Source organism: Nguyenibacter vanlangensis (assembly GCF_038719015.1).
Taxonomy (GTDB): Bacteria; Pseudomonadota; Alphaproteobacteria; order Acetobacterales; family Acetobacteraceae; genus Gluconacetobacter; species Gluconacetobacter vanlangensis.
Map to the genome: position 1 here is coordinate 3701264 of NZ_CP152276.1, position 13181 is coordinate 3714444.

The following is a 13181-nucleotide window of genomic DNA, read 5'->3' on the forward strand; positions in this document are numbered from 1 at the left end:
TCTGGTGCCGGCCGTTCCAGGGGGCGCGATCGCCCCCCAAACGCGGAGCGGTGGTGGGGTCAGCCGGCTTCGATGCGGATCATCGCCGGGTCGCCGATCACCGCCGGCAGGGCTGCGATCCTGGCCAGGGCCTCGATCATCGCGGATTCGCGCGTGCGGTGCGTGACCAGGACCAGCGGCACGGAGGGCGCGTCGGCGACGGTCGGATCGTCGGACGCGGCCCGCCCGTGCTGCAGCATGCTGCGCAGGGATACGCCGTAATCGCGCAGGACGGCCGTGACGTCGGCGATCACGCCGGGGCGGTCATGGACGTTCAGGCGCAGGTAATATTCCTCGTTGAACGCGGCGCGGGGCAGGGCCTCGACCTGGGTCAGGCCGTCGGTGCTGCGGCCCCAGACGGGCACGGCGTTGCCGCGGGCGATGTCGATCAGGTCGGCGGCCACGGCGGTGGCGGTCGGGCCCTCGCCGGCGCCGCGGCCCTCGAGCATCAGGCGGCCGACGAAGGCGCCCTCGGCCACCACGGCGTTGAACACCCCGTCGACCTGGGCGATCGGCGCGCGTTCGGGCACCAGGCAGGGATGGACGCGGGCCTCGATCCCGTCCTCGCGCCGGCGGGCGAGGCCGAGCAGCTTGATGCGGTAGCCGAGTTCGCGCGCGAAGGTGAGGTCGAGCGCGTCGATGGCGCGGATGCCCTCGACATGCACCGAGGAGAAGGCGACCGGGCGGCCGAAGGCGAGGCCGGCCAGGATGGCGAGCTTGTGCGCGGCGTCGATGCCGTCGACGTCGGTCGAGGGATCGGCCTCGGCATAGCCCAGCGCCTGCGCTTCGGCCAGCACGTCGGCGAAGGCGCGGCCGCTCTCGCGCATCGCGGTCATGATGTAGTTGCAGGTGCCGTTCAGGATGCCGCCGACGCGGACCAGCCGGTCGGCGGCCAGGCCCTCGCGCACCGCCTTGATCGCCGGGATGCCGCCGGCCACCGCGGCCTCGAACGTCAGGGGGACACCGGCCCGTTCGGCCAGGGCGGCGAGTTCGGCGCCGTGGATCGCGACCAGCGCCTTGTTGGCGGTGACCACCGGCCGGCCGGCCTGCAGCGCCGCGGTGACCAGGCGGCGGGCGATGCCCTCGGCGCCGCCGATCAGTTCGACGACCACGTCGATGTCGGGGTCATGGGCCAGGGCCAGGGCGTCGTCGTGCCAGGTCAGGCCGGCAAGGTCGATGCCGCGGTCGCGGGTGCGGTCGCGGGCGGCGACGGCGGTGACGACGATCGGCCGGCCGGCGCGGTCGGCCACGATCGATTCGTTGGCGCGCAGCAGCTTGACCAGGCCGGCGCCGACGGTGCCCAGCCCCGCGACGCCGATCCTGAGCGGTGTGGTGTCCCCTCCCGCCTGTCCGCCTTTGCCGTCCGCGCTCATGGTCTTCTGGTTCACCTGTCGTCCTGTCTTTGTCGAGGGGCGCGGCGGGGCCGCGCCCGAAAATGTGATCCGGCGCCGCCTGGCGGCGCGCGGATTGGGCCTAATGCGCCGGCGTGGGAGCCGGCTGGCGCGCCTCGGGGCGGGGGGGCGGGACGTTTACTCCGTGGCGGGTCATGAACTGGCGGATCGCCCGCGTGGCCTGGCGCAGGCGCTGGGTGTTCTCCACCAGGCCGATGCGCACGAAATCATCGCCATATTCGCCGAAGCCCAGGCCGGGGGCGACGGCGACGCCGGCCTCGCGGAGCAGCAGCTTGGAGAAATCGACGCTGCCCATCGCGCGGAATTGCGGGGGGAGGGGGGCCCAGGCGAACATCGAGCCCTCGGGCGAGGGGACGTCCCAGCCCGCGGCGTGCAGGCCGCGGATCAGCACGTCGCGCCGTTCGCGATAGAGGGTGCGGATGTCGTCGACGCAATCCTGCGGGCCGCTGAGGGCGGCGACGGCCGCGACCTGGATGGGGGTGAAGGCGCCGTAGTCGAGATAGGATTTGATGCGGGTCAGCGCGGTGATCAGGCGGGGATTGCCGGCCGCGAAGCCCATGCGCCAGCCGGCCATGGAATAGGTCTTGGACAGCGAGGTGAATTCGACGGCGATGTCCTTGGCCCCCGGGACCTGGAGGATCGAGGGCGGCACCCGGTCGCCGAAATAGATTTCGGCGTAGGCGAGGTCGGACATGATCCAGATCTCGTGCCGGCGGGCGAAGGCCACCAGCTCGCGGTAGAAATCGAGATCGGCGACGTAGGCGGTGGGATTGGAGGGGAAATTGACGATCAGCGCGGTGGGCTTGGGCACCGAATGGCGCACGGCGCGGTCGAGGGCGCGCAGCATGTCCTCGTCCGGCGTGGCGGGGACGGAGCGCACCGAGGCGCCGGCGATGATGAAGCCGAACTGGTGGATCGGGTAGGAGGGGTTGGGCACCAGGATGGTGTCGCCCGGGCTGGTGATGGCGGCGGCGAGGTTGGCCAGGCCCTCCTTGGAGCCCAGGGTGGCGATCACCTCGGTCTCGGGGTCCAGTTGCACGTCGAAGCGGCGGGCGTAGTAGCCGGCGAGCGCGCGGCGCAGGCCGGGGATGCCGCGGCTGACGGAATAGCGGTGGCTGCGCGGGTCGGCGACGGTTTCGACCAGCTTCTGCACGATATGGGGCGGGGTGGGGGTGTCGGGATTGCCCATGCCCAGATCGATGATGTCCTCGCCCCGGGCTCGCGCCGCGGCCTTGGCCTTGTTGACCTCGGCGAAGACATAGGGCGGCAGGCGGCGGATGCGGTGGAATTCTTCGGTCATGGGTGGCTCGTGAATATCCGTCCGGGCGCGTGGTTCGCTCCCGGATCTGAGGTCTGAAACGCCGTCTCGCGCCGCCTGCTCGGGCGGCGCGGGCGCGACTGGCGGGGACGTGCCCCGGCCATGCGCAGATATAACGACGCCGCCGCCCGGCAGGCAACCGCGCCGAGGCGCCGCCGCAGATCGTTTATTGCGGAGTGGATCGGCCGGGTTGAGGATTATTGCGTGAAACTGATGCGGGCGCCGTCGCCGAACGGATGGCCGCGCAGGCGGATCGTGCCGGCGGGCACGCCGTCGGCGACCAGCCTGTCGGCGATCGCGCGGGCGCGCAGCAGGGCGAGGGTCGTGGCGCGGGTCTGTTCGGCCGGGTCGGTGGACGCGGCCTCGCCATAGCCGTGGACATAGACCGGGCGCCCCTGGGCCTGGCCGGCCAGTTGGTGGAGCGTGCCGTCCTGGCCGGGCTGCGGCTGGTCGTTGCCGGCGGGGAAGCGGATGCGCGTGCCGGCGAGGTCGGCCAGCGCGTAATCCGGATGCGGCAGCGTGGGCAGGTCGATGTCGCTGGGGACCGCGAAGCCGGGGAATTGCGGCGGAGCCGGCGGGGCGGCCGGGATCGCGGGCAGCGGCGCGGGGGGAGGCGGGGCCTTGCCGCCCAGGCCACCGACATTCTCCCCGACTTCGGGCATGGCCAGCAGGGGCTCGCCGGTGCCTGTCTCACCAGTGCCTGTCCCGCCAGTGCCTGTCTCGCCGGCCGGCGCGGCTGTCGATGCGGCATGCGGCGCGGGTGGGCGTGCCGGTTGCGGCGGGGCTTCGGCGGCTGCGAGCATGGCCGAGGAGACGCCCGGCGGGGCGGGGCGCACGGCGGGGGGCGTGCCCGGGGCGGCCGGCGGGGCGCCGGCGCGGGCGTTGGCGGGGGGCGGGTTGGCCGATGTCGGCGACGGGGGGGCGGCGATGGTCAGCGCGCCGATTTCGGCGCCCTGGCGGTGGGCCAGGTTGCGCTGTTCGACCAGGTTTTCGGTGACGCTCTGCCGCAGGGTGGCCGAGGGCACGACGGGCGGGGTGGTGGGGGTGAGGCCGACCGCCGGATAGGGATCGTGCGCGCCGGGCGGCGGGGGGCGCTGGCGGGCGATCGCCCCGCCTTCGTACTGGTGCCACCAATCCATCGTGGCGTCGAACGCGTCGCGATGGCCGCAGCCGGCCAGGCCGAGCAGGACGGTCCCCAGAAGGAGGGATTTGGGCAGGAGGGATTTCGGCAGGCCGGCGGGGGAAATGGCGGTGGCCGCCGCGTGCTGGGCGCGGTGTCTTGGCGGCGGCGCGTTCATACCCATCTTCTCTCCATATCCGTTCGCGGCGCCGTGCCGCGCCCTGCCTGTCGGGCCGTTCTAGCCCGGCGCGACGGGTTTAGCGAGAGAGAGGCCGCGGCGGGGACGGAGGGAGAGGGTGCCAAACACACTCTTGGCACCGGCACGAAGGCGGCGCAGGATAGAACGATGATGCAGACCAGTCCTGGATACAGGGAGAGAATGATGAACGGCATGCAGCCGAAGGACCGTATCCGGATGGATGACGAGGAGCCGGATGGCCCCGACATCCCCGAACCCCCTGGCCCGGAACCGAAGGAGCCCGGCGACAACAAGACGCTGTCCTCGCCGATCAGCGAGCTGGAAAGCCGGCTGTTCGAGCAGCGCAAGGTGCTGATCTTCGGCGCGATCAACGACAAGCTGGCGCGCGACGTGACCGGGCGGCTGCTGGCGCTGGCGGGGGCGTCGGAGCATCCGATCGACGTCTATATCAATTCGCCCGGCGGGCATGTGGAGAGTGGCGACACGATCCATGACATGATCCGCTTCGTCGATTCGGTGGCCCCGGTGCGGGTGATCGGCACGGGTTGGGTGGCATCGGCCGGCGCGCTGATCTTTGCCGCCGGCAATGCGGAGCGGCGCTTCTGCCTGCCGAATACGCGCTTCCTGCTGCATCAGCCGATGGGCGGGGTGCGGGGACCGGCCACCGACATCGACATCGAGGCGCGGGAGATCGTGAAGATGCGCGAGCGGCTGAACCGGCTGTTCGCGCGCGAGACCGGGCAGCCCTATGACAAGGTCTGCAAGGATACCGACCGCAATTACTGGATGTCGGCCGAAGAGGCGATCGCCTATGGCCTGGTGAGCCGGGTCATTTCCAACCTCTCCGATATTCGATAACCGACCAGGACCGCCCCGCGTCCCGTGATGCGGGGCGGGGCGCCGAGGAACGGCGGCCTCCTCCTCCGGCCGGAGGGGAGGCCGGTCCGATCAGCGAGCGTGCGTACGATGAGTTCTCTGAGCGATATCTATACCTCCCTGCCGGAAGCGCGGAATCTGGCCGATGCCGCGCCGCGCAGCGTTGCCGAGGCGGATTTCAATGCCCGCCATTGGTCGAGCCCGGTGCCCGGGCCGCTGAAGCCGGGCAGCACCGAGCACAAGCGTGCCGTGGCGGAGATGTTCCGCGACACCTTCAACCCGTACAAGCCGTCGGTGATCGCGTGGCCCAAGCTGGAGCCCGAGACGCTGAAGCGCGTGACGTCGCTGCCGATCTGGGACATCGCGGTGCAGACCGAGGGCAAGGCGCGGCTGCGGATGGCGGCTTATGCCCGGATGATCGACGATCCGGACATGAAGGATGCGATTTCACGCAACGCGTGGGAGGAGAACCGCCACAAGGAGGTGCTGTCGAAGCTGGTCGAGGCGTACGGCATCAAGATGGCGCCGGAGCCGCCCTACATCGAGCCGCGCGATACGGAATGGGCCTATCTGGTCACCGGTTTTTCGGAATGCGTGGACAGTTTCTTCGCCTTCGGCCTGTTTGCGCTGGCGCAGCGTTCGGGGTTCTTTCCGCCCGAGCTGATCGAGACGTTCGAGCCGGTGATGCAGGAGGAATGCCGGCATATCCTGCTGTTCGCCAACTGGCTGGCCTGGCACCGCGCCACCATGCCGGCCTGGCAGCGGCCATGGTTCGAACTGCGTGTGCTGGCGGTGTGGGTGTTCCTGGCGTACGAGCGCGTCGGGCTGGCGCGCACGATGGATGCGGACGGCAACGTGCAGGAGCAGGACAATAATTTTACCGTGACGGGCGCCAAGGACGTCGCGAACATGGATGTGAGCCTGCGCGAGCTGATCGATCTGTGCCTGTCGGAGAATGACCGGCGGTTTTCGGGTTATGACCCGCGCCTGGCGCGGCCGAAGCTGGCGCCGAACCTGGCGCGGTTCATCCGGATGTTCCTGAAGAAGCCGTCGGGGGATTCGCTGGTGGAGCAGCCGGCGTGAGCGCGATCGAGGCCGGGTCGGAACTCCATAAGGACCTGTTCTGCCGTCAGTTCATCGACACGCATCAGGTGTTCGATCCCGAGACGCTGCCCTGGCCCGACCTGACGGAGGAGGAACTGGCGCGGTTGCGCACCATTCCGTTCTGGCAGGAAGTGTATCACACGGAGCGCCGGGCGGGGGCGATCGTCGCGGCCTTTACCCCGCGGATCGACGATCCGGTGGTGCGCGAGGCCGTGGCGCTGCAGGGGGTGGAGGAAGCGCGGCATGCCAGGCTGATCCGCGTGATGATCGACCGGTACGGGATCGATGCCGCCGAGCAGCCGATCGAGACCTTTCCCGACGATCTGGAGACGGCGTTCATCGATTTCGGGTTCGGCGAATGCCTGGATGCGTTCCTGGGATTCGGTGCGTTCAAGAATGCGCGGCAGTCGCACTTCCTGCCCGAAAAGCTGTTCGAGATCTTCGACATCCTGATGTTCGAAGAGACGCGGCATATCGTGTTCTTCATCAATTACATGGCGTGGCGTGAGCGCAGGCGCGGACTGGGCGCGGTGCGGCGGGCGCTGAAATCGACGCGGTTCTATGGGCGCGCATTGGGACGATTGCTGGCGATGGTGCGGCGCGGGCAGCAGCCCAATGACGGGCGCGATTTCGCGGTGACGCAGGCCAATGTGTTTCTGGACGATTTTTCGTTCCAGCAATTCGTCGAGGATTGCTATCGCGAAAATGCGCGGCGGATGAAGGAATTCGACCCGGACCTGATGCAGCCGCGCCTGCTGCCGGCGATGGCCGATTTGGCGCTGCGGGGGATGCGGCTGTGGGACCGGCGGCGGCCGCATTTGCGGGCGGCGGCGCAAAAGTAGCCAAAAAACTTCCTGATTACGCACTATTTTCAGCCAGGGATTTATGGTACAAAGCGAGAACATTTGTTGTTTTCGAGAGGCTTGATCGATGGCTCGCAACAAGGTCCAGTTTCAGAAAGGGCTAAGCGAAGCCCAATTTGACGAACTTTACGGAAGCGAAGAGAAGTGCCGAGCGGTGATCTTTGGCTGGCGTTGGCCATCTGGTTTTGAATGCCCGGCCTGCGGCGGGCGTGAGCACAGCGTCATTCAGAGCCGTGGGCAGTATCAATGCAGCGCCTGTCGGAAGCAGACGTCGCTGATCGCCGGAACGATCTTCGCGGCAACCAAGGTGCCGTTACGGACCTGGTTTCGTGCCCTGTACCATCTGACCCAGAGCAAAGGCGGCATCTCCAGCATCGAACTGGGGCGCAGGCTCGGCGTGACGCAGACCACGGCCTGGAAGATCAAGCATAAACTCGCGCAGGTAATGATGGAGCGCGAGGCCGGCAAGCGACTGAAGGGACGGATCGAACTGGACGACGCCTATCTCGGCGGAGAACGCGGCGGCGGCAAGCGCGGGCGAGGATCAGCGGGCAAGACGCCGATCGTGGCCGCTGTTGAAACCACACCGCAAGGCAAGCCAATCCGCCTGAAACTCCGCCGGGTGGCCGGGTTCAGTAGGGCCGAGATCGCAAAGATGGCAAAAAACAGCTTCGACCCCGCCAGCAGCGTGGTCAGTGACGGTCTACGCTGTTTCGCCGCCGTCACCGAAGCAGGGTGCGTCCATCATCCCATCCTGACCGGTTCGGGACCAAAGGCAGGCCGCAACCCTGCTTTCAAATGGGTCAATACCGCTCTCGCCAACATCAAGAATGCCATGACCGGTACTTACCGTGCTATCCGTGACAAGCATGCGCCGCGCTATCTCGCCGAGTTCGTTTATCGCTTCAATCGCCGCTTCGACCTCGCCTCCATGATCCCTCGCCTCGGATACGCCGCCGTCAGAACCCCGCCCATGCCCTATCGCCTGCTCAAATTGGCTGAAATTAGTGCGTAATCAGGAAAAACTTTTGTCCGTTGAGGGGCCTTGTGCACGCCCAGCAAATAGTCCCTTAAACGTTCAAAAGTTTTTCCTGATTACGCACTATTTTCAGCCAGGGATTTATGATACAAAACGAGAACATTTGTTGTTTTCGAGAGGCTTGATCGATGGCTCGCAACAAGGTCCAGTTTCAGAAAGGGCTAAGCGAAGCCCAATTTGACGAACTTTACGGAAGCGAAGAGAAGTGCCGAGCGGTGATCTTTGGCTGGCGTTGGCCATCTGGTTTTGAATGCCCGGCCTGCGGCGGGCGTGAGCACAGCGTCATTCAGAGCCGTGGGCAGTATCAATGCAGCGCCTGTCGGAAGCAGACGTCGCTGATCGCCGGAACGATCTTCGCGGCAACCAAGGTGCCGTTACGGACCTGGTTTCGTGCCCTGTACCATCTGACCCAGAGCAAAGGCGGCATCTCCAGCATCGAACTGGGGCGCAGGCTCGGCGTGACGCAGACCACGGCCTGGAAGATCAAGCATAAACTCGCGCAGGTAATGATGGAACGCGAGGCCGGCAAGCGACTGAAGGGACGGATCGAACTGGACGACGCCTATCTCGGCGGAGAACGCGGCGGCGGCAAGCGCGGGCGAGGATCAGCGGGCAAGACGCCGATCGTGGCCGCTGTTGAAACCACACCGCAAGGCAAGCCAATCCGCCTGAAACTCCGCCGGGTGGCCGGGTTCAGTAGGGCCGAGATCGCAAAGATGGCAAAAAACAGCTTCGACCCCGCCAGCAGCGTGGTCAGTGACGGTCTACGCTGTTTCGCCGCCGTCACCGAAGCAGGGTGCGTCCATCATCCCATCCTGACCGGTTCGGGACCAAAGGCAGGCCGCAACCCTGCTTTCAAATGGGTCAATACCGCTCTCGCCAACATCAAGAATGCCATGACCGGTACTTACCGTGCTATCCGTGACAAGCATGCGCCGCGCTATCTCGCCGAGTTCGTTTATCGCTTCAATCGCCGCTTCGACCTCGCCTCCATGATCCCTCGCCTCGGATACGCCGCCGTCAGAACCCCGCCCATGCCCTATCGCCTGCTCAAATTGGCTGAAATTAGTGCGTAATCAGGAAGTTTTTTGGTTCTTTTTTTCAAAAAAGAACAGAAATTACGCCAAGCCCGATGGTGCAATCGACTTGTGCATATGCACGATGACACCGGAATGCCATTGTTCCTCGGCGTCGATGGTGTAGCCGAGGCGGTGGTAGAAGGCGATGTTTTCGGCAAAAAGCTGGTTGGTGTAGAGCCGGATCACGTTATGGCCCAGCGTGGACGCCACGTGTTCGGCGTGGGCCATCAGCGTGCGTCCGAGGCCTTGTCGCTGGAAGGCCGGGGAGACGGCGACGTTTTCGATCAGCAGATGGTCGTCGCGGGGAATCATCTCGATGAGTGCGGCCAGGTCTTCGCCCCGCAGGAGAAGGTCGATGCGGTGTTCGCGCACGGCGCGGGCGTAATCGGCGGTCATCGGCCAGGGTTCGCGGCCGATCAACGGGACCCATTTGGCGTATGACGCGCGGACCAATGTCCGGATCCGGTCGATATCGGCGGTGACGGCCGTCCGGAAAAATGTGGTGCCGTTCATGGGGTGTCCTGGATTTGTGCTGGATTGCGATGGCGCAGGGGGAGGCGTTCAGTATTGTCCGTGCAGGCGGAAGGCCAGGACGGAGACGGGGCCGCGATCGCGGTTGTAGGCCGGGTTGCCGATCCATTGATAATCGAGCGTTGCGTGGACGGGACGGATGACGGCGGCATCGTAATAGAGTTCGGCGATATGTTCATCGCCAGGATGCGGCAATTTTCCGTCCCCCACCAGTTGGCCGGTGCCGCCGGCGGCGAGATAGGCCTTGAGCTGTCGCCCGGCGCCGTTGGTCATTCCGGCGATGCCGATCCGGTCGTCGGGACGGTGCCATGATGAGCCGGCGAGGGAGAGCCCCGCGGCCAGGCTGCGGTCGATATCGGTGAATTCATAGGATTCGTACCGTCCGTCGGCCCATCCCGCCCTGAGGAATACCCCCAAATCGGCAGTGACGCCCTGTTCCAGCATCAGGCTGATGCCCGGGCGGTTGCCGTAACGGCGCACCGCCGCCGCATCGGCCGGCTGGCCGGTCCTTCTGGAGAGGCGCACCGCGTCGGCCAGATCGGCCATGCGGGCGTGGCTGAGGAAGGCGGTGACCAGGATCTTGCCCGGGCGCCCGAGGAGGCTGTGCCGTTCCTCGATTTCCTCATCGGCCTGGACCTGGTGGAAGCTGGTGTCGATATCGGGGCTGTTGGGGGTGTTCGACATCAGGAAGACACCGGAGCGGAGCGTCCAGCGGTCCTGATACCATTCGCCGGCGATACCGGCGGTATATCCCCAGGAATCGGCGGCGTAATCGAACGTGCCGGCGTCGATGGCCGTCCAGTTCAGGAAGTCCGTGCGCGGGTCATGGGCGTAGCTGCTGGCATCAAAGATATCGGTGACCGCGAATTTGCCCAGCGTCAGTACCAGGCGATCGGTGGTGTGGATCGTGCCGAACTGGTTGAGGTCGGACGCGACGCGTTCCGGCGTGCCGCCGAGATTCACCGTCTGGCGATAGACGGCGCGCTGTACGCGGAAATAGGGCACGGCGCGGCCGACCTTGTAGGCTTCGCCGCTGGTGAAGCCGGCGATGCCCGTCGTGTTGCTGATCCCGAAACCCTGATCGATTTCGCCATTGATCCAGATTTCGCCGCCCTGCCATGGGTGCAGGCCGGCATAGAGCGTGAGGTCCCAGGTTTCGTTGCCGCGCGCCGCACGGTCGAGGCTCTGCGGCCCGCCATAGGGCGCGTGGAAACCGTCATGCCCTTGGAAGACGAAGGTGGATTGCGCGTGCAGGGCGATGACATCGCCGTCGATGAGACCCTGGCTTTCGGATGGCGTGCCGACTGAGTTTTCGGTCGGGATCCCGGTCGCGGCGGTCGGCGTGGCGGGAGCGGGCCGGGCCGTCCCCGCGGCAAGGCAGGTGAGGAGGCCGATCAGGATCGCCGTCCGGCGGCGAGTGCCGGACGGGGCTTTCAAGGGCGGGGCCTTCAAGACTGCGTGCGCGGGCGAACGTTTCGCGTGGCGTTGCCTTGGGATGCGTGTCCCTGTGATCCCGGGATGCAGGTTGAGGGGATGGGTCATGGTGACGGCAGTTAATGCCGGGCGAATGAAATATTCAACATGCTATAATAAAAAGCATATGCAATTTTATTTGCTTTATCTGCCCTATGGAGCATCTGCCGCTGTGGAGCGGCGTGACCGTCCGGTGACCTGCCGGGGCTCGCATGTCGCGGAGGCGCGGGGTTGGTCCGGTCATCGCGGCACGGTCGTCATTGCTGTGGGACCGGCCTCCTGGCCATGCCGTGCGGGCTGGCCGGCGCGTCGCCGAACCACCGAGAAGCCGCCAGCGTTAGTCCGGCTTCGTCGGCTTCGCCTTCGTTGATCCAGGCGACGATGCCATCGGGCCGGACAAGCAAGGCGCTGATTCCCAGCCGATCGGCGGCATTGCATCCGATATAGGATAAGCGGCTCCGCCAACGATCGGCCATGGCGGCAAGTGATGGCCGGGCCTCGAAATCGAGGAGCAGTCCCGTGCCGGTACGCAGACGCTCGCCGACGGTCGTCCCATCCATCAGCCTGAACTCCGGGACACTGGTGCCGATCAGGGGATGGGCGCCGCCGAGGTCATATCCGAGCGACACGCCTGACACCCGCCCCGCGAAGTAAGTCGCGCCGTCGCGCGTTGCGATCAGGTCGCGCATGATGGCTTCGATCGCGCGCGCGCTCGGGGATGGCCGCATGATCGCCACTTGCGCGCGTGACCAGTCGAGGACCTGCGCTCCGACCGGGTGGCGTTCGCCGGCGTAGCTGTCGAGAAGTCCTAAGGGCGCGTCGCCACGGATCGTGGCCGCGAGCTTCCACCCGAGGTTCATCGCATCGCCAATGCCCAGGTTGAGGCCCTGGCCGCCCAATGGTGAGTGGATATGCGCGGCATCGCCTGCGAGCAGGACACGACCCTGGCGATAGGTTGTCGCCTGATATGCGCGGTCGGTCCAAGTGGTCACGAGGGTAATGTCCGCCAGCGCGACGTTGGTGCCGGAGATGCGACGCAACACCGCTTCCAAATGATCCGGCCCGATGTCCGCCGACCGGTGGGATGCACCGCCGTCGAAATCCACCATCGTGACGATGCCGGCCGGCGAATACGTGTACATACCCGTTGGCGTGTAATGCCTACCCGGCTGAAGTGCCTGGGGATCAACGAGCCGGGCGCCGATCGTATAGCCGGTGAACTCGGGCTCTGTTCCGACGAAACCGAAGCCTGCCAGCTTGCGGACAGAGCTGCGGCCGCCATCGCATCCGACGAGCCAGCGTCCCCGGAACGCCCCGCCGCGCGTATGGACGATTACATGATCCTCGCTCTGATCGATCGTCTCGAGTCTCGTCCCACGGCGGATCGCGACGCCGAGTGCGACGGCGCGTGTAGACAGAACGGTTTCCAGCGCTTCCGTTTCTCCCATCATGCCGAGGGCGGAAGAACCGGGCAGGCGATAGGGCCATTTCGCCGTGTCGATATCGCCATTATAGAATGGGATCCCGGCGAAATGCCCCGCCAGCTTGCGTTGCGGATTACCAGCGAAGTGCGTCGGCGCTTCCGCCTGCATCTTCTTGCGCAGCGTCTCGGTAAGTTCGTCGAGTAGTCCGCGACGATGAAGGGCGTCCAGCGTAGGCACGGACAGGCCGCGCATTCCGAACGGCAGTCGTTTTACGACCCCATCGGGTGTCGCCGAAGCCTCCAGTATCAGCACCGACGACCCGGCAAGCCGCAGCTCACAGGCCAGAAACAGGCCGACCGGGCCAGCGCCGGCGATGACGACATCGTAAAGCGCATCGTGAAGACCAGGCATGGGAAGCTCCTTGATCGACGTTCGATCGGAGCGTTTCCCAACATGAGATCCACACGAACGAACGCCCCGCGCCCATGGGGCACGTGGTTTTCGTCGCGGGGATCGCGGCCGAAGCCGTCGATCAGAGCCTTCGCTGAAGCGAAGGGACCTGGACTACCCACACCAGGTTCTGCCGTTTTTCGACACTTCCAACATAACGGATAAAGGTCTGCCAGCAAGCATCGACATCACCGGACCAGCATGTTTGGCTGGGAACCGTTTCGGCCCGTCTCCAGTTACCATTTCCCGTCATA

Annotated in this window: 11 protein-coding genes; 5 read left to right on the plus strand and 6 right to left on the minus strand. The window is 66.1% G+C overall.

What is annotated here, in order from left to right:
• Window positions 1-59 precede the first annotated feature (59 nt).
• From AAC691_RS17270 to AAC691_RS17280, 3 genes are all read right to left on the minus strand, one after another.
• Window positions 60-1412 (minus strand): homoserine dehydrogenase, encoded by a 1353-nt coding sequence (locus AAC691_RS17270; protein WP_342630260.1) that lies wholly within the window; start codon window positions 1410-1412, stop codon window positions 60-62.
• Window positions 1413-1512: 100 nt separating this feature from the next.
• Window positions 1513-2751 (minus strand): LL-diaminopimelate aminotransferase, encoded by a 1239-nt coding sequence (locus AAC691_RS17275; RefSeq protein WP_176641298.1) that lies wholly within the window; start codon window positions 2749-2751, stop codon window positions 1513-1515.
• A 215-nt stretch (window positions 2752-2966) separates the two neighbouring features.
• Complete coding sequence (locus AAC691_RS17280) at window positions 2967-4073, minus strand: hypothetical protein (RefSeq protein ID WP_342627820.1); 1107 nt, start codon at window positions 4071-4073, stop codon at window positions 2967-2969.
• A 198-nt stretch (window positions 4074-4271) separates the two neighbouring features.
• Between AAC691_RS17280 and AAC691_RS17285 the strand changes: the two genes are divergently transcribed.
• The 5 genes from AAC691_RS17285 to AAC691_RS17305 all read left to right on the plus strand — a co-directional run bounded on the left by AAC691_RS17285 (window position 4272) and on the right by AAC691_RS17305 (window position 9046).
• Complete coding sequence (locus AAC691_RS17285; protein WP_176639376.1) at window positions 4272-4946, plus strand: ATP-dependent Clp protease proteolytic subunit; 675 nt, start codon at window positions 4272-4274, stop codon at window positions 4944-4946.
• 108 nt (window positions 4947-5054) lie between these two features.
• On the plus strand, window positions 5055-6047 hold the full coding sequence (locus tag AAC691_RS17290; protein ID WP_176639377.1) for a ferritin-like domain-containing protein: 993 nt from the start codon (window positions 5055-5057) through the stop codon (window positions 6045-6047).
• Window positions 6044-6910: a hypothetical protein gene (locus tag AAC691_RS17295; RefSeq protein ID WP_176639378.1), complete on the plus strand. Its 867-nt coding sequence runs from the start codon at window positions 6044-6046 to the stop codon at window positions 6908-6910. The genes AAC691_RS17290 and AAC691_RS17295 overlap by 4 nt, the downstream gene beginning before the upstream one ends.
• An 88-nt stretch (window positions 6911-6998) precedes the next feature.
• The gene (locus tag AAC691_RS17300; RefSeq protein ID WP_342627419.1) at window positions 6999-7946 is read left to right on the plus strand and encodes an IS1595 family transposase; all 948 of its coding nucleotides are present in this window, start codon (window positions 6999-7001) and stop codon (window positions 7944-7946) included.
• A 152-nt stretch (window positions 7947-8098) separates the two neighbouring features.
• On the plus strand, window positions 8099-9046 hold the full coding sequence (locus tag AAC691_RS17305; protein ID WP_342627419.1) for an IS1595 family transposase: 948 nt from the start codon (window positions 8099-8101) through the stop codon (window positions 9044-9046).
• 42 nt (window positions 9047-9088) lie between these two features.
• Here AAC691_RS17305 and AAC691_RS17310 read toward each other — a convergent pair whose 3' ends face one another.
• The 3 genes from AAC691_RS17310 to AAC691_RS17320 all read right to left on the minus strand — a co-directional run bounded on the left by AAC691_RS17310 (window position 9089) and on the right by AAC691_RS17320 (window position 12888).
• The gene (locus AAC691_RS17310; RefSeq protein WP_342627821.1) at window positions 9089-9562 is read right to left on the minus strand and encodes a GNAT family N-acetyltransferase; all 474 of its coding nucleotides are present in this window, start codon (window positions 9560-9562) and stop codon (window positions 9089-9091) included.
• Between the two features lie 48 nt (window positions 9563-9610).
• Window positions 9611-11017, minus strand: a complete 1407-nt coding sequence (locus tag AAC691_RS17315) for a carbohydrate porin (protein WP_342627822.1) — start codon at window positions 11015-11017, stop codon at window positions 9611-9613.
• A gap of 293 nt (window positions 11018-11310) precedes the next feature.
• Complete coding sequence (locus AAC691_RS17320; protein WP_342627823.1) at window positions 11311-12888, minus strand: FAD-dependent monooxygenase; 1578 nt, start codon at window positions 12886-12888, stop codon at window positions 11311-11313.
• Window positions 12889-13181: the final 293 nt, after the last annotated feature.